General features: G+C 33.3%; 20 protein-coding genes. 18 read left to right on the top strand and 2 right to left on the bottom strand.

Annotated features, from left to right (window positions below; genetic code table 11):
- The first annotated feature begins 375 nt into the window (after positions 1-375).
- Both ACE3PD_RS01535 and ACE3PD_RS01540 read left to right on the top strand, forming a co-directional pair.
- Positions 376-1,383 carry a 3-oxoacyl-ACP synthase III family protein gene (locus tag ACE3PD_RS01535; protein ID WP_374398872.1) on the top strand — a complete coding sequence of 336 codons (1,008 nt, stop codon included), beginning with the start codon at positions 376-378 and terminating at the stop codon, positions 1,381-1,383.
- 82 nt (positions 1,384-1,465) lie between these two features.
- Positions 1,466-2,122, top strand: coding sequence for a sterol desaturase family protein (locus tag ACE3PD_RS01540; protein ID WP_374398874.1), 657 nt, complete (start codon positions 1,466-1,468; stop codon positions 2,120-2,122).
- Between the two features lie 41 nt (positions 2,123-2,163).
- Here the strand turns inward: ACE3PD_RS01540 and ACE3PD_RS01545 are convergent, their stop codons facing one another.
- Positions 2,164-4,575, bottom strand: a complete 2,412-nt coding sequence (locus ACE3PD_RS01545) for a TonB-dependent receptor domain-containing protein (RefSeq protein ID WP_374398877.1) — start codon at positions 4,573-4,575, stop codon at positions 2,164-2,166.
- 169 nt (positions 4,576-4,744) lie between these two features.
- Here ACE3PD_RS01545 and argS point away from each other — a divergent pair, with 169 nt between their 5' ends.
- The 15 genes from argS to ACE3PD_RS01620 all read left to right on the top strand — a co-directional run bounded on the left by argS (position 4,745) and on the right by ACE3PD_RS01620 (position 21,426).
- Complete coding sequence (gene argS / locus ACE3PD_RS01550; RefSeq protein ID WP_374398879.1) at positions 4,745-6,529, top strand: arginine--tRNA ligase; 1,785 nt, start codon at positions 4,745-4,747, stop codon at positions 6,527-6,529.
- A 91-nt stretch (positions 6,530-6,620) separates the two neighbouring features.
- On the top strand, positions 6,621-8,072 hold the full coding sequence (locus ACE3PD_RS01555) for a hypothetical protein (RefSeq protein WP_374398880.1): 1,452 nt from the start codon (positions 6,621-6,623) through the stop codon (positions 8,070-8,072).
- The gene (locus ACE3PD_RS01560) at positions 8,062-9,486 is read left to right on the top strand and encodes a GDSL-type esterase/lipase family protein (RefSeq protein ID WP_374398882.1); all 1,425 of its coding nucleotides are present in this window, start codon (positions 8,062-8,064) and stop codon (positions 9,484-9,486) included. The genes ACE3PD_RS01555 and ACE3PD_RS01560 overlap by 11 nt, the downstream gene beginning before the upstream one ends.
- Positions 9,486-11,000, top strand: coding sequence for an MBOAT family protein (locus ACE3PD_RS01565; protein ID WP_374398884.1), 1,515 nt, complete (start codon positions 9,486-9,488; stop codon positions 10,998-11,000). The genes ACE3PD_RS01560 and ACE3PD_RS01565 overlap by 1 nt, the downstream gene beginning before the upstream one ends.
- A 58-nt stretch (positions 11,001-11,058) precedes the next feature.
- Positions 11,059-11,262 (top strand): DUF6132 family protein, encoded by a 204-nt coding sequence (locus ACE3PD_RS01570; protein ID WP_374398886.1) that lies wholly within the window; start codon positions 11,059-11,061, stop codon positions 11,260-11,262.
- 55 nt (positions 11,263-11,317) lie between these two features.
- Positions 11,318-11,635, top strand: coding sequence for a hypothetical protein (locus ACE3PD_RS01575; protein ID WP_374398888.1), 318 nt, complete (start codon positions 11,318-11,320; stop codon positions 11,633-11,635).
- 151 nt (positions 11,636-11,786) lie between these two features.
- Positions 11,787-11,993, top strand: coding sequence for a hypothetical protein (locus tag ACE3PD_RS01580; protein WP_133609844.1), 207 nt, complete (start codon positions 11,787-11,789; stop codon positions 11,991-11,993).
- Between the two features lie 273 nt (positions 11,994-12,266).
- Positions 12,267-13,574 (top strand): TolC family protein, encoded by a 1,308-nt coding sequence (locus ACE3PD_RS01585; RefSeq protein ID WP_374398891.1) that lies wholly within the window; start codon positions 12,267-12,269, stop codon positions 13,572-13,574.
- A gap of 48 nt (positions 13,575-13,622) precedes the next feature.
- Positions 13,623-14,708, top strand: a complete 1,086-nt coding sequence (locus ACE3PD_RS01590; RefSeq protein WP_374398892.1) for an efflux RND transporter periplasmic adaptor subunit — start codon at positions 13,623-13,625, stop codon at positions 14,706-14,708.
- Between the two features lie 64 nt (positions 14,709-14,772).
- Positions 14,773-17,970, top strand: a complete 3,198-nt coding sequence (locus tag ACE3PD_RS01595; protein WP_374398894.1) for an efflux RND transporter permease subunit — start codon at positions 14,773-14,775, stop codon at positions 17,968-17,970.
- Positions 17,971-18,019: 49 nt separating this feature from the next.
- Positions 18,020-18,325, top strand: coding sequence for a hypothetical protein (locus ACE3PD_RS01600; protein ID WP_374398896.1), 306 nt, complete (start codon positions 18,020-18,022; stop codon positions 18,323-18,325).
- Positions 18,326-18,336: 11 nt separating this feature from the next.
- Positions 18,337-18,525, top strand: a complete 189-nt coding sequence (locus tag ACE3PD_RS01605; protein ID WP_026724548.1) for a DUF2892 domain-containing protein — start codon at positions 18,337-18,339, stop codon at positions 18,523-18,525.
- Positions 18,526-18,574: 49 nt separating this feature from the next.
- The gene (locus ACE3PD_RS01610) at positions 18,575-19,021 is read left to right on the top strand and encodes a hypothetical protein (RefSeq protein ID WP_374398898.1); all 447 of its coding nucleotides are present in this window, start codon (positions 18,575-18,577) and stop codon (positions 19,019-19,021) included.
- Between the two features lie 122 nt (positions 19,022-19,143).
- Positions 19,144-20,481, top strand: a complete 1,338-nt coding sequence (gene ffh / locus ACE3PD_RS01615; protein WP_374398900.1) for a signal recognition particle protein — start codon at positions 19,144-19,146, stop codon at positions 20,479-20,481.
- 63 nt (positions 20,482-20,544) lie between these two features.
- A complete protein-coding gene (locus ACE3PD_RS01620; protein ID WP_374398902.1) occupies positions 20,545-21,426 on the top strand; it encodes a bifunctional 5,10-methylenetetrahydrofolate dehydrogenase/5,10-methenyltetrahydrofolate cyclohydrolase in 882 nt (293 codons plus the stop codon).
- 38 nt (positions 21,427-21,464) lie between these two features.
- Here ACE3PD_RS01620 and ACE3PD_RS01625 read toward each other — a convergent pair whose 3' ends face one another.
- Positions 21,465-23,060 carry a peptide chain release factor 3 gene (locus ACE3PD_RS01625; RefSeq protein ID WP_374398904.1) on the bottom strand — a complete coding sequence of 532 codons (1,596 nt, stop codon included), beginning with the start codon at positions 23,058-23,060 and terminating at the stop codon, positions 21,465-21,467.
- A gap of 126 nt (positions 23,061-23,186) precedes the next feature.
- Here ACE3PD_RS01625 and ACE3PD_RS01630 point away from each other — a divergent pair, with 126 nt between their 5' ends.
- A complete protein-coding gene (locus ACE3PD_RS01630; protein ID WP_374398906.1) occupies positions 23,187-25,148 on the top strand; it encodes a peptidylprolyl isomerase in 1,962 nt (653 codons plus the stop codon).
- The last annotated feature ends 20 nt before the right edge of the window (positions 25,149-25,168 follow it).

The following is a 25,168-nucleotide window of genomic DNA, read 5'->3' on the forward strand; positions in this document are numbered from 1 at the left end:
AAGCAACAACCTCTAAATCAGACATTTTTTGCTTTCTTCCAACTCCTGATTTATAAATTAACTCACAATTCAAAGAACTTATAACTTCTAAAACTCTTAAATAATTTTTTACTATATTTGACATAGATATTGTTTTGTTTGACGACATCAAGATACTGAATTTCAGTATCTTGAACAATATCTAAACCATTTTTTTTCACTAAATTCTCTCTTTTTTCTCTCAAATAATTACACCCAACGGGTTTTAATAAATAGATTTATAAAGTGTCTACCTAAAAAGTAGACACTTTTTGTTTTTAGATTTGTCAAAACAACAAAAAAAAGATTCCAAATTAATAATTTCGTATTTTTGTAGCTTAATTTAGAAAGAAAAATATGTATCATTCAAAAATTACGGGTTTAGGTTATTACGTTCCTGATAATGTGGTAACTAATGATGATTTGTCAAAAATAATGGATACAAACGACGAATGGATTCAGGAAAGAACTGGAATTCAAGAGCGTCGTCATATCATAAGAGGAGAAGATACTACCACTTCCATGGGAGTAAAAGCTGCTAAAATTGCGATTGAACGTTCAGGAGTTGCTAAAGAAGATATCGATTTTGTCATTTTCGCAACATTGAGTCCTGATTATTATTTCCCAGGTCCAGGTGTTTTAGTACAACGCGATTTAGGTTTAAGAACGGTTGGTGCTTTAGATGTTCGTAACCAATGTTCGGGTTTTGTGTATGCGATTTCGATTGCAGACCAATATATCAAAACGGGAATGTATAAAAACGTTTTAGTTATTGGTTCCGAACTCCATTCAACAGGTTTAGATATGACGACTCGCGGAAGAGGAGTTTCTGTAATTTTTGGAGATGGAGCAGGAGCGGCGGTACTTTCAAGAGAAGAAGATTTGACTAAAGGAATTTTATCAACTCATTTACATTCTGAAGGACAACATGCTGAAGAATTATCATTAATTGCTCCAGGAATGGGAAAACGTTGGGTAACCGACATCATTGCCGATAACGATCCAAACGATGAAAGCTATTATCCATATATGAACGGACAATTTGTTTTCAAAAATGCAGTAGTTCGTTTTAGTGAAGTCATCAATGAAGGATTACAAGCGAATAATTTACAAGTTTCCGATATTAATATGTTGGTACCACATCAAGCGAATTTGAGAATTTCACAATTTATTCAGCAGAAATTCCGTTTATCAGATGACCAAGTATTTAATAATATTCAAAAATACGGAAACACTACAGCAGCATCTATTCCAATTGCCTTAACGGAAGCATGGGAACAAGGTAAAATTAAATCAGGGGATTTAGTGGTTTTAGCGGCTTTTGGTTCTGGATTTACTTGGGGAAGTGTGATTATACGTTGGTAATAATTTTTTAAAGTTTTTTTAATAGTCGATTTAATTTTTTTATAAATTTATCCAGAAATTTACCTTTTAAAATAGCAATACTATGGCACGTAAAGTAGTTCACAATGAAGGACAAGCAAGATTGTTTGAAAATAAGTTTTTAGAAATGTTAACTAAAACGCACCCATTAATTATTTGGGGAGTTTATATTCCGATTTTAGCGTACTTAGTTTACAGAGCCAATGTGGTGTATGAGATTTCTGGGTTGACCATTTTATTACTTTTTGTATCGGGAATGTTATATTGGACATTTTTTGAATATATGGCGCATCGCTATTTGTTTCATATGGTGAGTGATAATATTAAAACTCAAAAAGTAGCATATATTCTTCATGGAAATCACCATGAATATCCTAGAGATAGAACACGTTTGTTTATGCCTTTAGTGCCAAGTTTGATTTTGTCAACAACTCTTTTTGGTTTGCATTATTTGATTTTAGGTGATTACAATTGGGCATTTTTCCCTGGGTTTATGTTGGGATATCTTTTGTATGCTTCTACTCATTATGCAATTCACGCTTTTGATCCGCCATTTAAGTTCATGCAACCGTTATGGAGAAATCATCAAATGCACCATTATCGCGACGAACATTTAGGATACGGAGTGAGTAATACTTTTTGGGATAGAGTTTTTGGAACGACGTTCGATTTAAGAAAACACAAAGAAGATTCAGAAAAAGCAAAAGCATTAAAATTTTAAGATAAAAAAAACTCGGAGTTTCAACTCCGAGTTTTTTGTTTTTAGAACATTCCGCCACCACCTTGGGTTTCATTGGCATCACGTTGTTTGCGCTGTAACGCTCTATTTTTTCCGCCTCCAAACATATAATTGAATCCAATGTAAAAAGTTTGGCTTTCCCAATAAAACGCTCCGTATTGTCTGTAAGGAACATCGCCATCAAAAGCAAAACGCATGTTTTCAAAAACGTCATTCAAACGTGCTGTAATTGTACCTTTTCCTTTTAAGACATTATAAGTAGCGCCAAAATCCATTTTGTACATCGGTTTACGGGTGTATTGTAAACTTAAATCTTGACCTCGGTACATTCCAAATAATTGGAAACGTAAATTTTCTGTAGCCGTGAAATTGTTGTTCAATCTAGCATTAAAGTTGGTTACATCAACCTCTGCATTTTCAAAATCGCCAGTTTCTCCGTTTTGAACGGTTCCTTTTACAGTTTTGAAATACACATCAGCACTTGCGTTAACCGACCACCATTTAGTGAATTTTAAATTTCCAGAAGTTTCAAATCCAAAAGCATCATTGTTGTCAAAATTATCGTAAGATAAAATCGTTCTGTTTGGATTGTTTGGATCAACGAAAACCACTCTTGAAATTTCATCCGAAATTCTTCTATAAAAAACACCACTCGTAATCGAACCAATCTTAGTTCCGCGCGTATAATTGATTTCAAACGAGTTGGTATATTGAGGCTCTAATGTTGGATTTCCTCTAGATTCCATGATAGGTGTCGTCCATTCTCTAATTGGATTTAACTGACCAATACTTGGACGGTCAACACGTCTTGAATAATTTAAATTAAAGGAGTTTTTATCGTCTTTAGTGTATGTTAAAAAAGCCGAAGGATAAGCCGTAAAAATATCATCCGTTACGTTTTCAGTATCGGTGTAAGCTGGATTGGTTTCTTCAATTTTGAATGTTGCATCAAAGTCAAAATACTCCAAACGAACCCCTAATTGTCCGCTCCATTTGCCCATTTGTTTGCCAATATTAGCATAAGCTGAGTGAATGTTTCTTTTGTAATCGAAATTACTATTTGCAATATTGGAAGTCATAACATCGTTTAAGGAACTTTCTGTACCTTGAATTCTCGTTTCTACACCTAACTCAAGTTTGGCAGTTTCCGTAATCGGATTTACATAATCAGCATTGAATTGAAAATAATCCGTTACCCCTTTTACGATATTCGTTCTTTCACTGTATTCAATTGGATTATATGTGGTTTCGTCGTAAAAAGTGTTTTCATCACTTTTGGTGTGAGAATAATTCAATTGCAATTCTAAATTTTCATCTTTTTTATCAAAATCATGTTTGAAAACTACATCATAAGTTTGGTTTCTATTTTCATTTTGAGTGTTGAATAACTGTTCAGTATTTCTATTTGTCAAAGGGTCATAAAACGTAACTGTGCTTAATCCATCACCATTCGAATCAGTTAAATTTTGATTGGTATAAGCCGAAAGCGTATTTTTTTCATTGATGTAATAATCCATTCCCAATTTTAGAATGTGCGAATTGTTTTTATTTCTAAAATTGAAATCTTGTCTGTTTTCAAAATCGGTTTTTTCGCTTTCTACATAACCATTGTTAGCGTTTATTCCATGATTGAATCCGTAATTCGTATAGAAATTTACTTTACCTACTCGGTAATTCATATTCAAAGCGGAGTTCGTTTTAGGAGTAATTCCAAAAGTAACTCCCGTATTGATAGAACCATTAAAGCCATCTTGAGAATTTTTATGCAAAATAATATTGATGATTCCGCTCATTCCTTCTGGATTGTACTTTGCCGAAGGATTGGTAATCAATTCAATTTGTTTAATAGAAGCTGATGGAATTTGTTGTAACAATTGCTCCACAGGAATATTAGATGGCTTTCCATCAATTAAAACTCGAACATTGCTGTTTCCTCTCATGCTGATTTCTTTCGTTTGAGGGTCAATGCTAACCGTTGGAATGTTATTCATAATTTCAGAAGCCGTAGTTCCCGATGCAATTAAATCTTTACCAACATTAATTACTTTTCTATCGATTTTTTGTACCATGTTTGAACGTTCAGCTACAACTTCAACATCTTTTAATTCTGAAACGTCTTCAGAAATAGCGATTGTTCCTAAGTTTTGATTGGCATCTGATGTCAAATCAATATTTCTTATAACCGTTGTATAACCAATAAATTGAATTTCAACGGTATATTTTTGCAATGCTAGTTTGTTAACTGTAAAATTTCCATCTTCTGTGGTTACACCTCCTGTAACAATCTTGTCATTATCTTTAAGAATAATGTTTACGTACGGAAAAGCTTCATTAGTTTTTTTGTCAATAACCTTTCCTTTAATGCTTCCCGAATTTTGTGCAAATCCAAAAGCAATGGAACACAAGAAACAGGTAATAATTAATTTAAGTTTCATTTGTTTGTTTTTAATTAAAATGATTGATGATTGTAGTTAATAGACTTCAACATTTGTTAATTGTTACAGTATTTTTGAAAATTATTTTTTAATCGAAAAAAACTAATCACTATTTACTAATCACTAATTACTATTTATTACCTTTGCACGTTCAAAAAAATAAGGTAAAATGACATTACATCACACACTAACAACACACATCCAAAAAGCGGTTCTTGAATTGTTCAATATTTCTATTGAAAAAGTTGAATTTCAAGCAACTAGGAAAGAGTTCGAAGGTGATATTACTATGGTAGTTTTTCCTTTGGTAAAAGCATTAAAAGGCAATCCAGTTGAAATTGGAAATCAGATTGGAAATTACTTAGTGGCGAACGTAAATGAAGTTTCTAAGTTCAATGTAGTAGGCGGATTTTTAAATATCGTGATTTCGGATGCTTTTTATGTGGAATTTTTCAATTCAATAAAAAACAACGAAACATTTGGTTTTGTAGCTCCAAAAGAAGGAGAGAAAGCTGTAATGGTAGAATATTCTTCACCAAATACTAATAAACCATTGCACTTAGGTCACATCAGAAATAATTTATTAGGTTATTCGGTTGCCGAAATCTTAAAAGCTTCTGGAAAAAAAGTATACAAAACGCAAATCATCAACGATAGAGGGATTCATATCTGTAAATCGATGTTGGCTTGGCAGAAATTCGGAAACGGACAAACGCCAGAATCAACAGGATTGAAAGGGGATAAATTGGTTGGAAATTTCTATGTGGAATTCGACAAGCAATACAAAAAAGAAATTTCAGAATTAATCGCTCAAGGTAAAACCGAAGACGAAGCAAAAAAACTAGCGCCATCTATTTTAGAAGCACAACAAATGCTTTTAGATTGGGAAAATGGAAAACCGGAAGTTTTCGAACTTTGGAAAACCATGAACCAATGGGTGTATGATGGTTTTGAACAAACGTACAAAAACCTTGGCGTAAATTTTGATAGCTACTATTATGAATCAAACACGTATTTGCTTGGAAAAGAAGTAGTACAATTTGGTTTAGAAAAAGGCATTTTCGAGAAAGACCCTGATGGTTCGGTTTGGATTGATTTAACGGCAGATGGATTAGATAGAAAAATCGTGCTTCGTTCAGACGGAACTGCGGTTTACATGACGCAAGATATTGGAACAGCTATCCAACGTGTGAAAGATTTTCCTGATGTAGGAGGAATGGTGTACACAGTAGGAAACGAGCAAGATTACCATTTTAAAGTATTGTTCTTAATCTTGAAAAAGTTAGGATTTGATTGGGCAGATAGCTTATACCATTTATCTTACGGAATGGTAGAATTACCTTCTGGAAAAATGAAATCGCGTGAAGGAACCGTTGTAGATGCCGATGATTTAATGGCGGAAATGACTACGACAGCGCAAACTATTTCGGAAGAATTAGGAAAATTGGATGGTTATTCTGAAGAAGAAAAAGCGGTTTTATTCAAAACAATCGGTTTAGGTGCATTGAAATATTATATGCTGAAGGTTGATCCGAAAAAACAAATGATGTTCAATCCAGAAGAATCAGTTGATTTTGCTGGAAATACTGGACCGTTCATCCAATATACTTATGCTCGTATTCAATCGATTTTAAGAAAAGCTGATTTTGACTTCGAAAATGTTGTCATATCGAGCGGAGTCGAGATGCATGAAAAAGAGAAAGAATTAATCAAACAAATACAATTATTCCCTGAAGTAATTCAAAACGCGGCGGAGAATCATAGTCCGGCGTTGATTGCGAATTATACATATGATTTGGTAAAAGAATTCAACTCGTTCTATCAACAAGTTTCGATTTTAGGCGAAGAAAATCACGATAAAAAAGTATTTCGAGTACAACTATCAAAATCTGTTGGGAACACCATCAAAAATGCATTTCAGTTATTAGGAATTGAAGTTCCTGAGCGTATGTAAAAAAGTTACGAGTTTAAAGTTACGAGTTAGAACTTAATCTTGATTTTTGTCCCGAAGCTTCGGGATTGTACTTGAAATTGAAATTTAATAAATGAACACATCAAAATATTTTTTTCAAACCTTACTAGTGGTAATCGTTTCTGGATTGTCTTTTTTGGTATTCAAAACGTTTTTGCCTAAGAAATTATTCGCCGAAAGTAAATTAGATTCCAAAAATGTAGTAGTCGATAGTTTGCTTCTGGAAGCTATTGCCGAAGACGAAGGTGCAACCGTTGATGATTCAATGGCTAAAACTATTATCGATTATAAAGTGGTAAATGGAATAAAATTTCCACCAGAAACCTTTGAAGAATATACTGGAAATCAATATTTAGCGACTTTTTTCGAAAAACTTTTCCAATTAGAAACCAAAAAAGAAGGCAATGTTCGTATTGCTTATTTTGGAGATTCAATGACAGATGGCGACTTAATAGTTAAAGATTTTAGAACTTATTTACAAGAAAAATTCGGAGGTCAAGGTGTTGGTTTTGTTAATATTACATCAGAATCAGCAAGTTCAAGAAGTTCTATTACACACGAATTTTCAGGTAATTGGAAAACCCAATCGTATTTAAAGGTAAAACGTCCATCCAATCCTTTTGGGATGAATGGTCATGTGTTTTATGCGAATGATACGGCAAATGTAGCTTGGGTAAAATACAAAGCTAATAAAACAAGATTTGTTTCTGAATTACCTCGTCCAACTTTATTCTACGGAAGTTCATCAAATAAAGAAGGAAAAGTATTTTATATGTCAGGTTCCGATACTATTGTAAAGAAATTGACACCTAATAAGTTAGTTAATACTTTAACCTTATCAGAAAGTAATTTGAAAAGCATCAAAGTAAATTTCAAAAAAGCCGATTCTATTCCTATTTACGGATTCAATTTTGATGACGGAAAAGGGGTTCATGTGGATAATTTTTCGAATAGAGGAAACTCAGGTTTGCCAATTGGTAGTTTTGATGTTGCTACTATGCGCGCTTTCCATTCGAAATTAGATTACGATTTAATTGTATTGCAATACGGCGCTAACGTATTGAATTATGGTTCGTTAAACTACGGTTGGTACGAAAAAAGAATGGCAAAAGTAGTTGCGCATTTGAAAGAATGTTTTCCAGGAGTGGCTATTTTAATTGTGTCAACTGCTGATAAATCAACCAAATACGATTTAGAAATGAAAACCGATTCTGCCGTTGTGCCTTTAAATACAGCACAAAAACGATATGCTATCAAATCGGAATCGAGTTTTGTAAATATGTACACCTTAATGGGTGGCGATGGTTCCATGATTCAATGGGTAGAACAAGAGCCTGCCAGAGCTAACAAAGATTACACGCATTTTAATCACAGAGGAGCAAAAGAAGCTGCAAATTTAATTTTTACCCAATTAAATAAAGGCTATGAAATGTATAAAGAATTGAGAAAAAAGCGTAAAAAATCTGCTGCGCCAGTGAAAAAAGATAGTGTAATCACCAATAAAGATTCGGTTTATGAAGAATAGATTTTTGATGCTTTTATTGGGGATTTCTTTTTTTGGATTTGCTCAAGATACTTTATTAGTTCCGATAGATTCTGTTGAAGTAGATGTTCCTGTTATCGATTCTCTTGAAGTTACTTTCACTGGAAATGATATTCATAATCCGAATGCACTTTTGGCTTTTTTTGAAAAAATGTACCAATTAGAGCAAAGTAAATCGGGTAAGATTAATATTGTTCACATTGGCGACTCGCACATTCAAGCGGATTTGTTCACTGCTAAAATTCGTGCCCAATTTCAAAAAGTGTATGGAAATGGTGGATTTGGATTTACTTTTCCGTATAGCGTAGCTAAAACCAATAACAGTGCTCCAATTCGTTATTCAGCCTCAGGAAATTTTCAAAGTTTTCGAAATCTATATGCCGATGCCAATCGTCCAGTTGGTATAAGTGGTTTTTCTATGGAAACCAATTCGAAAGATTTTGCAATTCAATTGAACATTAAAGATGCGCAATATTATTTCACGAAATTGAAAGTCATTACGCCTCAAAATGTTAATTTATTTGATGTTTCGATTTCTAATAAAAACATTGTCATTGAACGAAAAGTTCCGAAGAAAATCACGCATAAAGTAAAACCAGGTGAAGTTTTAGGAGGAATTGCCGATAAGTACAACGTTTCTTTGAAAGCCTTGAAACAAGCAAACGGTTTAAAAAGTGATATGATTCGCGATGGGAAAGTGTTGACGATTCCAACGAAAGGAACACAATCAAAAACTACAACGAAAACGGAATATGTTCCTATCGAATTACAACCTTCGTTATTCTCAAACGATTATATTTCGGAAATACCTTTGGATAAAATTGCGATTGTTCCCAATCAAGAAATTGATGATTTTGCTTTGAATGGATTGGTTTTAGAAAATGATAATTCGGGTGTAATTTATCACAGCATCGGAGTAAATGGGGCGAAAGCATCGGATTACAATAAATTCCGATTATTTAATGAGCAATTACCAGTATTGAATCCAGATTTAGTGATTATTTCGTTGGGAACGAATGAGAGTTTTGATAAACAATCGGGCGATCAATATTTTGCAAATTTGGACCAAATGATTCAAGGAATTAAAGAGAAAAACCCACAAGTTTGTATTTTGGTAATGACATCGCCGCCTTCGGTATTACATCGAAAATATAAAAACACCTTCATTGAAAAATACGCAGAAATCATCGAAGATAATGCGCATGTTAAAAATTATGCCGTTTGGAATCTTTTGGATGTTTTTGGTGGAAATAAATCCATAAAGCGCAATGCAGCAAAAGGTTATATGGCAAGAGACAAAGTTCATTATTCAAAAGCAGGATACGAAAAACAAGGCGAATTGTTTTTTGAAGCCTTTTTACAATCATACGAATTATTTAAATCGACAAAGCAGTAGTGAAAGCACTTTTTAGCATACAAAATTGGTTTCTTGAAAATGTAGGGAACATCGATTTAGCAACAATTGAAAATTGGTTTTCTTATAATCCAAAACAACCGTTACTATTCAATAGTGCTTTGTTTTTAGGGTTGTTTTTAATCTTTTACGTGATTTATATTTTGTCACGTAAAACGCATTATTTCCGCATTACTTATGTGGTGTTGTTTTCGCTGTTTTTCTATTATAAATCAAGTGGTGTTTATTTTTGGATTTTGATATTTTCTTCGGTGGTAGATTATTCGCTTTCCCGATTAATTTATGTAGAAGCCAAACAATTTTATCGCAAATTTTACCTGATTTTGAGCTTAGTGATTAACCTAGGAATGTTAGGTTATTTTAAATACACTAATTTTTTCATTGACAATTATAATTCCCTTTTTGATGGGAATATGAAATTTGAAGATATTATTCTTCCTGTCGGAATTTCATTTTATACATTCCAAACCTTAAGTTACACGATTGATGTATATCGAAGAGAATTAGAACCCACGAAAAGTTTTATGGATTTCTTGTTCTTCGTTTCGTTTTTCCCGCAATTAGTAGCCGGACCTATTGTAAGAGCAAGTGATTTTATTCCGCAGATTTATGAAAAATTAAGACTTACGAAAGAAGATTTCAATCGGGCTTTGTTTTTAATTATAGGTGGATTGATAAAGAAAGCGGTAATTTCTGATTACATCTCAAGTAACTTTGTCGACCGTGTTTTTGATGCTCCAAACAGTTATACTGCCTTCGAAAATTTAATGGCATCATACGGTTATGCAATACAAATTTATTGTGACTTTTCAGGATATTCAGACATTGCTATTGGATTAGCTTTATTAATGGGATTCTGGTTACCCGATAATTTTAGAACACCATATCAATCCGCTTCCATAACGGAGTTTTGGAGAAGATGGCACATTTCGCTTTCGAGTTGGTTAAGAGATTATTTGTATATTTCCTTAGGCGGAAACCGAAAAGGAAAAATCAGAACGTATTTCAACTTATTCATGACGATGTTATTAGGTGGATTATGGCACGGCGCTTCGTGGAAATTTGTGGTTTGGGGTGTTTTGCACGGATTGGCTTTAGTAGTAGAGAAATTCTTTGGACAGTTTATAAAATTACCTAAGAATGTATTTGTAAGAACGATTCAAGTTATCTTGACTTTTCATTTTGTGGTGTTTTGTTGGTTGTTTTTTAGAGCGAAAGACTTTGCTACGGCATTTCAAATTGCAGATAATGTAACCAAATTAACTTTCGATTTAAATCAATGGCAAACCATTATTTTAGGCTATAAAAATGTCTTTTTATTAATTGCAATAGGTGTAGTTTGGCATTTTGTGCCAGTAAAAACTTTAGCAGGTATGCAAAAAACATTTTCAACCTTACCATTAGTTGCAAAAGCTGTATTGTTAGGGTTGATTTATTGGGTAGTGTATGCCACAGCTTCAGCCGATACACAACCGTTTATTTATTTTCAGTTTTAGTAACTTTTGTTACCATTTTACTTTTGTGTGAATTGTAACTTTGTTCTTTTAAAACGAGATGAATAAAAAGGAAATCATAATTACGTTTATTGGAGTTGTAATCGGATTAATTTCGGGTTATGCTTATTATCATTATGTAGGTTGCGTTTCTGGGACCTGTTCAATTACTTCGAAACCCTTAAATAGTACTTTATATGGTGGCGTTTTAGGTGGATTATTCTTTAATATGATAGGTGATTTTTTCAAAAAGAAGAAATCCTAATTTCTTGTTTAACAATTGTTACCAAATATTTTTACAATTTGTATATATTTGTTAAATGAAATTTTCAGTTCACATACTATGCATTTATCTGTTGCTTTTGGTGGCTTTGCCATCTGTAAGAGCAATGAAAATGCTTGCGAGTGAAAATTGCGAACAAACTTGTCATAAATCAGGTTCTGAATCTTCAGGTTGCGAGAAAGGAAAAATCATCATGAGTTTGAACTTCAGCCCTGTTCAATTTATAAGTGAATTTAATTTTAAACCTGAAATTACTTTCCTTGAATTTCAAATTGAAAAAGAAAAATCGAATTACGAGAAAATCTTTATTTCAAAATACCAACATTCCATTTGGCATCCGCCGAAGGTTGTTTAATATTTTAATGTTTAATAAATTACAAAGTAATTTAAAAAAGTAATATTGTTAAATTAATAAAAATTTAAGAGTACTATTTCTAAAATTATATATATTTGTAATAGTACAATGCAAACAAAATAGAATAAATAACAATTTAAAAATACACAAAATGAAAAAATTAGTTTCAATTATGGCAGTAGCTGCTTTTATGTTTTCAATGAATGTTAACGCTCAAGAGCCAAAACAAAAAGCAAAAAAAGAAACAGCTAAAACTGAAAAATCTTGTTCAACTGCTGAAAAAAAATCTTGTGGTTCAGAAGCTAAATCAGGTGGATGTTGTTCTTCTAAAAAAGCTGCTGAGAAAAAAGCTGAATAATTTTATTCAAAATAAATTTAGAACGCCTCGATATTTTCGTGGCGTTTTTTTATGTAACAAAAGTAGCTGAGTAGGTTTTTGAAAAGGCATAATTTTGAGAAACAATTCATTGAGAAATTGATGATTGTTTTAGTTTTATTGGTTAGTCAGAGCGTCTTTTATGGGCGCTCTTTCTTTTTGTAACAATTGTCATAAGGCTATGTAACTCTTGTTACCGACTACCTTTTTTTACGAATGTACATTTGTAACATAAAATAAGAATAAAACTATACTATGAAGAAAGTCAACTTATTAATTGTATTAGGGTTAGTATCCGCAACTACGTTTGCCCAAGATACTTTGACGATTTCAAAAAATGATTTAATTCAGAAAGTCACTGAAAATAATTTACAAATTAAAGTGGCTGAAAAATCATTTCAATCTGCAAAGGCAGATTATCGTCAATCAAATGCACTTTTTTTACCTAATATTAATGTTTCGCATACTGGAATCGTCACAACCAATCCATTAATGGCTTTTGGTTCGAAATTAAATCAAGAAATCTTAACGGCTTCAGATTTTAATCCGGCATTATTAAATGATCCTGATAAAACTCAAAATTTCGCTACTAAAATAGAAGTACAGCAACCACTTATCAACTTAGATGGTTTATATGGAAGACAAGCCGCTAAAGCAAAAATGGATGCTTTTCAATTGCAAACAGAACGTACTAAAGAATACTTAGAGCTAGAAGTTTCAAAAGCGTATATGCAATTGCAATTGGCTTATAAAGCAGTAAAAGTTTTAGAAAAAGCAAATTCAACGGCACAAGGCAATTTAAAATTGGTAGAAAACTATTTCAAAAACGGAATGCTACAAAAAACCGATTTGCTAAACGTGCAAGTTCGTGTGAATGAAATTACAAATCAATTACAATATGCCAAATCCAATGTGCAAAATGCATCCGATTATTTAGCTTTTTTATTAAATGAAGATATGGCTGGGAAAACCTATAAACCAGTTGAAGTTTTAGATAATTCAATTGCAATCGAAAGTATCAATACAACAATTTCTGATTCCAGAAAGGATATTCAAGCGATGCAAAAATCTGCAGAAGCGTATCAAAAAATGTTTCAATCGTCTAAATTCGGATTCTTACCTAGATTAAATGCTTTTGGAAGTTACGAATTATATGACCAAAACATTTTCGGAACTTCAGCTAAAGGATATGTAGTAGGAGCACAATTATCATGGAATGTTTTTGATGGCTATAAAAACATCGGAAAAACGCAAAAAGCAAAAGCAGATTTTGAAAAGGCAACGGTTGAAACCGAACAATACAAAAAGCAAAGTCAGCTAGAATTGAATAAAACTAATCGTCAATTGCTTGATGCCGAAAACAAAGTGAACTTATCACAATTGGCTTTTGAACAATCGCAAGAAGCTTTTAGAATTCGTCAAAATAGATTCACTCAAGGTTTAGAAAAAACTACCGATTTATTAATGGCAGAAACGCAAATGGCCCAAAAAGAATTAGAGCATTTGCAAGCGGTTTTTGAATACAACTTTACCAAACAATACTTACAATTTTTAACGAAATAAAAAGAAAGAACAAGTTCAAGAGCAAGTTCAAAATCAAAATTTAACAACATGAAAAAAATAATAACAATCATTACACTAACATCTTTAATCTTAACTTCTTGTGGAAGTGATAAAAAAGAAAATGTAGCAGATTTACCGGCAATTCCAGTAAAAGTAGCTGGAAATTCAGGAAGTTCTAATAGTCCTTATGTTACGGCAAGCGGAAAAATAGAATCCGAAAATAGTGCTAATTTAAGTACTAGAATGATGGGTTATGTAACCAAAGTAAATGTAAAAGTGGGACAAAATGTTTCGGCTGGACAACTTTTGGTAAGCATCAATAACACCGATTTACAAGCTAAAAAGGCACAAGTAGATGCTTCTATCACACAAGCGACTGCAGCGTACAACAATGCGAAAAAAGATTATGATCGTTTTGTGAATTTATTTGCGCAACAATCGGCTTCTCAAAAAGAATTAGACGATATGACGGCTCGCTACGAAATGGCAAAAGCAGGTTTAGAAGCGGCAAAACAAATGCGTAACGAAGTGATGGCACAATTCTCTTATTCAAATATTACAGCTCCATTTTCAGGAACGGTAACCAATACATTCGTAAAAGAAGGTGATATGGCAAACCCAGGAATGCCTTTGGTAAGTATTGAAGGAGCATCAAGATTACAAGTAACAGCAATGGTTTCAGAAAGCGATATTTCGAATGTAAAAAGCGGAATGCCAGTAAAAATCAATGTAAAATCATTAAACAAAGAAGTAGCTGGAAAAGTTTCGGAAGTGAGTTTATCTGCAAAAAATACAGGTGGGCAATATTTGGTGAAAGTAACTTTAGATAAAATGGATAAAGAAATTTTATCAGGAATGTTCGTAAACGTGCAATTTCCAACAGCTAAAAAAGAAACAACCGTAGTGAAATCTGATATAGTTCTAGTTCCAGAAAGTGCTTTGGTAAAACAAGGACAATTGACAGGAATTTACACTATCGGAAGTGGCAATGTAGCTATTTTAAGATGGTTGCGAATCGGAAAAACATTTGGTAATCAAGTAGAAGTTTTATCAGGATTAGCAGCAGACGAGCAATACATTGTTTCAGCTGATGGGAAATTATTCAATGGAGCTAAGGTTCAATTAGCCAATTAATCAATTAGCCAATATGTCAATTAATTGTCACATCGACACATTGTCTCATTAACAAATTAGAATCATGCAAGAAGGTATATCAGGTAAAATAGCCAATTTCTTTATCAACTCAAAATTAACCATTTTATTGATGGTGGCGTTGATGATTATTGGTACATATAGTTCGTTCTTAATTCCAAGGGAAGAAGAACCGCAAATTAACGTTCCTATGGCCGACGTAATGGTGGGTTATCCAGGAGCTAGTCCAAGCGAAGTTGAAAGCAGAGTAATCAAACCACTTGAAAAAGTAATTTCAAACATCAAAGGAGTTGAGCACATTCACAGCATGGCGATGAATGGTTATTCGATGATGGTGGTGCAATTTTATGTAGGTGAAAACAGCGAAGATTCGTATGTGAAATTATACGATGAATTAATGAAAAACCGCACCATGTTTCCAGAAGGAGTAATGCAACCTATCGTAAAAACGCGTTCTATTGATGATGTTCCGATGTTAGGATTAACACTTTGGAGCGAAAAATACGATGATTTTCAATTGCGTCAAATTGCAGAAGAAGTTACTTCGGAAGTAGAAAAAGTAAAAGACGTTGCCATTACGAAAGAAATTGGTGGAAGAACTCGCGAATTAAAAGTAGTTTTAGACAAAGATAAAATGGCTGAAAACGGTGTGGATGCCTTGAGCATTATGCAAATGATTCAAGCCAACAATGGAAGTTCACAATCGGGAAGTTTTGTGCAAAATGATACGGAGTATTTAGTAACTACTGGTAAGTTTTTATCGACTTCAGAGGATGTGGAAAATTTGGTGGTGGGTGTGAATAACAACATGCCTGTTTACTTAAAACAAGTAGCAACCATTCAAGACGGACCTCAAACACCTAAAAATTATGTATCTTTTGGATATGGAAAAGCAAATGAGAAATTCTCAAAATTTAATTCGGAATATCCTGCTGTTACCATTTCGGTAGCAAAAGTAAAAGGTGCCGATGCGATGCAGATTTCAGAGAAAATAATTACTAAGGTAGAAAGCTTAAAGAAAAATGTAATTCCAACTGATGTACACGTTGAAGTTTCTAGAAACTATGGAGAAACAGCATCGCACAAAGTAGGTGAGTTGTTGTTACATTTAGGTGTTGCTATTATTGCAGTAACCGTTTTAGTAATGTTAGCGATGGGTTGGAGAGGCGGATTAGTGGTTTTCTTCTCTGTTCCGTTGACCTTTGCTTTAACTTTATTTAGTTACTATTTATTAGGTTATACGTTAAATAGAATTACGCTTTTTGCCTTAGTTTTTGTGGTAGGAATCGTAGTAGACGACAGTATTATTATTGCAGAAAACATGCACCGTCATTTCAAAATGAAGCGACTGCCATTCAAACAAGCAGCTATTTATGCGATTAACGAAGTAGGAAACCCAACGATTTTAGCAACATTTACAGTAATTGCAGCTATCTTACCAATGGCTTTCGTATCAGGAATGATGGGACCTTATATGAGTCCGATGCCAATTGGTGCTTCTATTGCGATGATGTTATCATTGTTTGTAGCTTTAACAGTTACTCCATACTTAGGTTATCATTTATTACATGAAAAAGACGAGCAAGAGCAAAAAGAAGAACAAGGTTTAGAAACTTCAAGGATTTATAAAATTTACAAAAAAATTGAGCAACCGCTTTTAGACAATTCTAAAAAACGTAACTTAATGTTCGTTGTTACGATAGTTCTTTTATTGGGTTCAGTTTTGATGTTCTTTACGAAATCGGTAGCGGTAAAAATGTTGCCTTTTGATAACAAAAACGAATTCCAAGTGGTAATCGATATGCCAGAAGGAACTACGTTAGAACGAACAGCAGCGGTTACCAAAGAAATTGCACAATATCTTTCAACTGTTCCAGAAGTAGTGGATTATCAGAATTATATTGGCGCTTCGGCTCCAATAACTTTCAACGGGTTAGTGCGTCATTACGATATGCGCGGTGGAAGCAATATGGCAGATATTCAAGTGAATTTATTACACAAAGAAGATCGCGATTTACAAAGTCACGATATCGCAAAAGTAGTGCGTCCAGAAGTACAAAAGATTGCAAAAAAATATGGTGCGAATGTGAAAATTGTAGAAGTTCCACCAGGACCACCGGTTTTATCAACTTTAGTAGCTGAGGTTTATGGACCAAACTACGAAGAGCAAATTAAAGTTGCGAACCAAGTGAAAACCATTTTGGAAACTACTTCTGATGTTGTTGATACCGATTGGATGGTAGAAGCGCCTCAAGTAGAATATAAATTAGAGGTAGATAGAGAAAAAGCGATGTTGAATGGAATTGCTCCACAACAAATAGTTGGTAATTTGACTTATTTGTTAAGAGAACTGCCAGTTTCTAACTTGTACGATGAGCGTTCGAATAATCCGGTAGGAATTACACTTTCATTGGAAGACAAAGACAAAACATCGATTCAAGATATTCAAAATTTGAAAATAAAAGGTAGTCGTGGTAATGTAGTTCCGGTGAGTGATTTAGTGAAAGTTACTACAGATACTTTACAGAATACGATTTATCGTAAAGATCAAAAACGTGTGGTTTATGTTTTAGCTGATATGGCGGGAGCATTAGAAAGTCCGGTTTATGCGATTTTAGGAATGAATGAGAAGTTAGAAAAAATGCAATTGCCAAAAGGTTATAAAGTAAACGAATTATATATAGGTTCACCATCAGATGAAAGTGATTTCACGGTAAAATGGGATGGCGAATGGCAAATTACCTTAGAAGTATTCCGCGATTTAGGAGCTGCATTTTTAGTGGTAATTATTATAATTTACATGTTGATTGTTGGTTGGTTCCAAAACTTCAAAACTCCAATCGTGATGATGGTAGCGATTCCACTTTCATTAGTCGGAATTGTATTAGGTCACTGGGTTTTAGGAGCATTCTTTACTGCTACTTCGTTCATTGGAATGATTGCGTTAGCAGGAGTTATGGTTCGAAATTCGGTCTTACTAATTGACTTTATTGAAATCCGATTGAATGATGGAATTCCAATGAAACAAGCTATTATTGAAGCTGGAGCTGTGAGAACCACCCCAATTTTATTAACAACAGGAGCAGTGGTAATCGGAGCCTCCATCATTTTGTTTGACCCAATTTTTCAAGGATTAGCCATTTCGTTAGTTGCTGGTGCGATTGTTTCAACATTGTTGACATTAATCGTGGTGCCTTTGATTTACTATATTACCGAACGTAAAAAATGGGAGAAAAATAATTAAATAACAATCTGGCAGGTTTCAAAAACCCGTCAGGTTTAAATAAAAAAATATGAAATTAGTAGTAATCACCGCTATAGCAGAATTTGAAAAAGAAGTCAAAAAGATGCTGAAAGAAGCTAAAGTAAGATCGTATTCGTACCGAGATGTAAAAGGTTTTAGGGATGCTTCAGAAGAATGTGTAGAAGATAATTGGTTTGGTTCTGAAATAAATGAAACCGATTCGGTTGTGTTTTACGCCTTCATTTTGCAACATCATTTAGATTCATTAATAGAAACAATAAACATATTTAATAAAAATCAAGAATTTGCATCAAAAGTTCATTTAGCCGTTTTATCGGTAGAAAAATATAATTAAAATTAGAAATTATGATCAACAGAATTGTTAGAGCAGTAGCCGGAACCTTTATTATTTTAAGTGTTCTTTTAGGAATGTATGTAAATGAAAATTGGTATTGGTTTACCCTTTTTGTAGGGGCTAATTTACTACAATCTTCATTTACCAAATGGTGTTTAATGGAAGATATTTTGAGAAAAGTATTTAAGATTCAAGATTAAATTAATACTATTTTTTATAATTTAGCGTTATCAAACAAAACAAAAAATTATGAAAAAACTAAAATTAATTTCAATTTTATCATTGCTTTTCGTGCTGAACGTAGCGTCGATGTGTAGTGATGATGATGATACTTCAAGTCAAGTGTCAAATCCGACAGAAATTACTTCGACTGTAACAGATGGGCAGTGGATAGTGACTTTATACAAAGAGAATGATGTGGTAAAAACCAATAATTACTCAGGTTATAATTTTACGTTTGGAACTGATAGTGCTTTATCTGCTACTAATGGAACTACAACACAATCGGGTGATTGGAGTACTTACGCCGATAGTGGTTACACTAAGTTAGATATGATGTTTACAGCACTTGACGGACCATTTGAAGAAATTAGCGAAGATTGGAGAGTGATTTCTAGAACCACAACAAAGATTGAACTAAAACATATTAGTGGTGGTGACGGTAGTACGGACTATCTAACTTTTGAAAAAGACTAAACCAAAAACAAAATAGAACCAGCTTTTACAGCTGGTTTTTTATTTAAAACAAACCCATTCACTCACTTTGCAACTTTATAACTTTATCTTATCTTTGCACTTCATTAAACAAAATCAGAATCATGTTTGATAATTTAAGCGATAAGTTAGATAAAGCATTTCATATATTAAAAGGACACGGTAAAATTACCGATGTTAACGTTGCGGATACTCTTAAAGAAGTTCGTAGAGCTTTATTAGATGCCGACGTAAACTTTAAAATTGCTAAAGATTTTACCACAAGAGTAAAAGAAAAAGCAATTGGTGAAAACGTATTAACTACATTACAACCAGGACAATTAATGGTTAAAATCGTTAAAGACGAATTAACCGAATTAATGGGTGGTGATGCCGCTGGAATTAATCTTTCTGGAAATCCTTCAGTGATTTTAATGTCGGGTTTACAAGGTTCTGGTAAAACTACTTTTTCTGGAAAATTAGCCAACTTTTTAAAAACTAAAAAGAACAAAAAGCCTTTATTGGTAGCTTGTGATATCTATCGTCCTGCAGCTATTAATCAGTTGCACGTAGTGGGTGGACAAATTGGGGTTGAAGTGTATTCAGAACCAGAAAATAAAAATCCTGTTGAAATTGCTCAAAACGCTATTAAGCATGCAAAAGCAAATGGTTTCAACGTAGTTATCATCGATACCGCTGGTCGTTTGGCTGTGGATGAAGAAATGATGAACGAAATCGCTAATGTTCACAAAGCGATTCAACCACAAGAAACGTTATTTGTGGTAGATGCCATGACGGGACAAGATGCGGTAAATACTGCAAAAGCGTTCAACGATAGATTGAATTTTGATGGAGTTATCTTAACGAAGTTAGATGGTGATACGCGTGGTGGAGCTGCTATTTCGATTAAATCGGTAGTAAATAAACCAATTAAATTCATCGGTACTGGTGAAAAAATGGAAGCTATCGACGTGTTTTATCCAAATCGTATGGCGGATAGAATCTTGGGAATGGGAGACGTTGTTTCCTTAGTAGAAAGAGCACAAGAGCAATACGACGAAGAAGAAGCAAGAAAATTACAGAAGAAAATCGCTAAAAACGAATTTGGTTTTGATGATTTCTTAGCGCAAATCCAACAAATAAAGAAAATGGGGAACATGAAAGACCTTGTTGGAATGATTCCTGGGGCTGGAAAAGCGTTAAAAGATGTAGAAATTCAAGACGATGCTTTCAAACATATTGAAGCCATTATTCACTCGATGACACCTGCAGAAAGAAGCAAACCATCTATTATTGATGTAAAACGTAAAACGAGAATTGCGAAAGGTTCGGGTAGAAAAATTGAAGAAGTGAACCAATTAATGAAACAATTCGACCAAATGAGTAAAATGATGAAAATGATGCAAGGTGGCGCAGGTAAAAACCTGATGAAAGCCATGGGCGGAATGAAAGGTATGAGATAATAAGTAGAGGCGCGATTCATCGCGTCTTTTTTATAGCATAAACACAACAAACAACACAACAAAATGCAATTATTAGACGGAAAAAAAGTATCGGAAGATATTAAAAATGAGATCGCGGCTGAGGTAACACAAATGAAAGCCAAAGGTGAAAAAGTACCTCATTTAGCAGCTATTATCGTTGGGAATGACGGAGCGAGTTTAACCTATGTAGGAAGCAAAGTAAAATCGTGCGAGCGAGTAGGATTTGAATCGACTTTGATTAAAATGCCAAGCACGACTTCGGAAACGGAATTGTTGAAAAAAATCAAAGAATTAAATGAAAATGACGATATCGACGGATTCATTGTTCAGTTGCCTTTGCCAAAACAAATTGATACTCAAAAAATCATTGAAGCTATTGATCCAAGTAAAGATGTAGATGGTTTCCATCCCGAAAATTTTGGAAAAATGGCGTTGGATATGTCAACTTTTATTCCAGCTACACCTTTTGGAATTTTAGAATTATTAGAACGTTATAATGTACCAACCGATGGTAAACACACTGTAGTTATTGGAAGAAGTCACATTGTAGGTCGTCCTATGGGAATTTTGATGGGAAGAAAAGGATTTCCTGGGAATTCAACAGTAACGGTTACTCACAGTCATTCAAAAAATATCAACCAAATTACGTCTCAAGCGGATATTATTATTTCAGCATTAGGAGTTCCAAATTTCCTAAAAGCCGAAATGGTAAAAGACGATGTTGTGGTTATCGACGTAGGAATCACAAGAGTAGAAGACGAAACTGCTGAAAAGGGATACAGAATTGTAGGTGACGTTGATTACGAAAACGTGTCTAAAAAAGCCTCTTATATTACACCAGTTCCGGGCGGAGTTGGACCTATGACAATTGCAATGTTATTAAAAAACACCTTGTTAGCAAGAGAGCAGAAGCGAAATAGATAAAAAAGATAAGCCATTTCAATCGAAATGGCTTATCTTTTTTATCGCTTCTGATAATCCGAAGTAAAAAATAATTCTACTGTTGGATATTTTTGTTGGGTCATCTGAATAGAAAAGTCACTATCAGCTAAGAAAACCAATTGTCCGTACTTGTCATGACCTAAGAATTTTTGTTTCACACGTTTGAATTCAGCAAATTCTACGTTTTTAGGATCCTGAGGTTTTACCCAACAAGCTTTAAAAGCAGGGAAGTTTTCATACGTACATTTTGCACCATATTCATGCTCTAAACGGTATTGAATTACTTCGTATTGAAGTGCTCCTACCGTTCCAATTACTTTTCTACCATTCATTTCTAAGGTAAATAACTGTGCTACTCCTTCATCCATTAATTGGTCGATTCCTTTTTCTAATTGTTTTGATTTTAAAGGGTCAGCGTTGTTGATGTATCTAAAATGTTCTGGTGAGAAACTTGGAATTCCTTGGAAGTTCATTTGTTCTCCTTCGGTTAGTGTATCGCCAATTTTAAAGTTTCCAGTATCATGTAATCCCACGATATCGCCTGGATAAGAAATATCAACAATTTCTTTTTTCTCCGCAAAAAACGCATTCGGACTTGAGAATTTCATGTTTTTTCCAAGTCTAACATGTAAATACGGTTTGTTTTTTTCAAATGTTCCCGATACAATTTTGATGAACGCCAAACGGTCGCGGTGTTTTGGGTCCATATTTGCGTGAATTTTAAACACAAATCCACTGAATTTCGTTTCATCAGGTTGTACTAATCTTGTATCCGATTCTTTTGCTCTTGGTGTTGGTGCAATTTCAATAAAACAATCTAATAATTCACGAACTCCAAAATTATTCAAAGCCGAACCAAAGAAAACGGGTTGTAAATCACCTGCTAAATATTCTTCTCTATCAAATGGTGGATATACTTCATCGATTAGTTCTAATTCTTCTCTTAATCGATTAGCTGGTTTTTCACCAATAATTCCTTCTAATTCAGGACTGTTGATGTCGTTAAAAGCAATTGTTTCTTCAATGTTTTTTCGACTATCACCTTCAAAAAGATTGATGTTCTTTTCCCAAATGTTATAAATTCCTTGAAAATCATATCCCATTCCTATTGGAAAACTCAAAGGAGTTACACGAAGTTTTAGTTTTTTCTCCACTTCATCCATCAAATCGAAGGCGTCTTTACCTTCACGGTCTAATTTGTTAATGAAAACAATCATTGGAATGTTTCGCATTCTACAAACTTCTACTAATTTTTCGGTTTGTTCCTCAACCCCTTTTGCTACGTCGATTACTACGATAACACTATCAACGGCAGTTAAAGTTCTGAAAGTATCTTCAGCAAAGTCTTTGTGACCTGGCGTATCTAAAATGTTGATTTTTTTGTCTTTATAATTAAAAGCTAAGACAGAAGTCGCTACCGAAATTCCTCTTTGTCTTTCAATCTCCATGAAATCGGAAGTAGCTCCTTTTTTAATTTTGTTACTTTTTACAGCTCCAGCCTCTTGAATTGCCCCTCCAAATAACAATAATTTCTCAGTTAAAGTTGTTTTACCAGCATCGGGATGGGAGATAATTCCAAAAGTTCGTCTTCTTGCTATTTCTTCTATAAAACTCATTATTCAAAATTTTGTGCAAAAGTAAGTTTTTTTGAAGAATTTTCTGTTAATAGTCGATTATAAATGTTGTGGAATAGTCTCGAATTGTTATTTTTGTCGATTACAACTTAAAATGTATAAATAATTATGAAAATTAGTCGCTTACTTATTTTTGTTTTTTTAATAGCACCTTATTTTTTATTAGCACAAACCAAGGAAATTTTATTTTCTATTGATAACCATCCCTATTATACGGATGAGTTCATTAGGGTGTACAATAAAAATTTAGATTTAGTAAAAGATGATTCTCAAAAGGATTTAGAGAAATATTTGGATTTATTTGTTGGATACAAATTAAAAGTTGAAAAAGCCAATAAATTAGGTTTGCAAAATGGTACGAACTATCAAAACGAATTGAAGTCATATCGCAATCAATTATCTAAAAACTACTTGAACGATTCCAAAGTAACGAATGAACTAGTTCGTGAAGCTTATGATAGAATGCAACAGGAAGTAAGAGCTTCTCACATTTTAGTATTAGTAGACGAAGGTGCTTCTGCAGAAGATACACTTAAAGCGTACAATAAAATTATAGACATTAAAAGAAGACTAGATGCTGGTGAAGATTTTGTGAAAGTAGCTCAGCAATTTTCAGAGGATCCTTCAGTAAAAGAAAATAATGGTGATTTAGGTTATTTTTCTGCTTTCAGAATGGTATATCCTTTTGAAAATGCAGCTTATAAAACTAACGTTGGACAAGCATCCAAGCCGTTTCGTACTCGTTTTGGCTACCATATAGTTAAGGTTGTGGATAAAAGAGTCAATAGAGGAGAAGTTTCCGTTGCTCATATTATGATATTGAAACAAGGTGAAGCTGCTCAACAAGAAAAAGCTTTAGCTACTATTAATGATATTTATAAAAAAATTCAACAAGGAGAGAGTTTTGAAAGTTTAGCACAACAATTTTCAGAAGATAAGTCGTCAGCACCAAAAGGTGGTGTATTACAAAGATTCGGTTCGGGACAATTGAGTTCAGAAGAGTTTGAAAATGTTGCTTTTGATTTAAAAACACCTAATCAGATTTCAGCTCCTTTCGAATCGCAGTTTGGTTGGCATATTGTGAAGTTAATCGAAAAACATCCTGTTCGTTCATACGATGAAATGAAAGCTGAACTAGAGGATAAAATTAAACGCGATGAACGTTCGTTATTAATTACAAATTCGTTAGCTAAAAAAGTGAGATCTAAATATTCGTTTACGAAAGATGCTAAGTTAATTGCTAAAATTAAAGGAACAGTAAATGATGAATTTTATTCTCAAACTTGGGTTGTGCCTGAAAAAGCAAAAGAATTAAATGGTGTTGTTTTAACAATCAATAAAGACAAGAAAGTTACTGGTGCAATCTTTTTAGATTTTATTGCGTCAAAACAGAAATCAAATATTAAAACAAAACCGGTTTCAAAATTGGTTGATGAGTTGTTTGAAAAATTTGTAGACGAACAAATGATTGCATACTACAACGATAATTTAGAAAATGAATTTCCTGAATTCAAAAATGTAATGGATGAATATCGTGATGGTTTATTGCTTTTTGATTTGATGGAAAAAGAAATTTGGAATCGTGCAAAAAATGATACCATTGGATTGAATGATTTTTTTAAAAATAACATCAAAAATTACCAATGGAAAAAAAGATACAGTGTTGATATTTTGTCATCTACTGATGTGAAAGTTATTGAGAAAGCACAAAAGTTTTTGAAAAAAGGAAAATCACTAGAGTACATTAAAGAGCAATTAAACAAAGACGGAAAAATCAACGTTATGTCTAAATCAGGAATGTATGAGGAAGATTATGATGTATTGCCTCAATTTAATGGTTTATCTAAAGGTGTAACTTCTATTGTTTCAAAAGACAAGTATTATTTTGTGGTAAATGTAACAGATGAAAAACCTGCTGGAGCAAAAGAACTTTCAGAGTGTAAAGGAAAAGTAATTAGTGATTACCAACAATATTTAGAGAATCACTGGGTGGATGAATTGAAAAAAGAATTTACTATCAACATTAATAAAGAGGTGTTTTCTAAAGTAAAAAATCAATTGAATAACTAGAATGAAGTATTGGATTCAAA

The sequence above is a fragment of the Flavobacterium sp. genome (assembly GCF_041911335.1).
Classification (GTDB): domain Bacteria; phylum Bacteroidota; class Bacteroidia; order Flavobacteriales; family Flavobacteriaceae; genus Flavobacterium.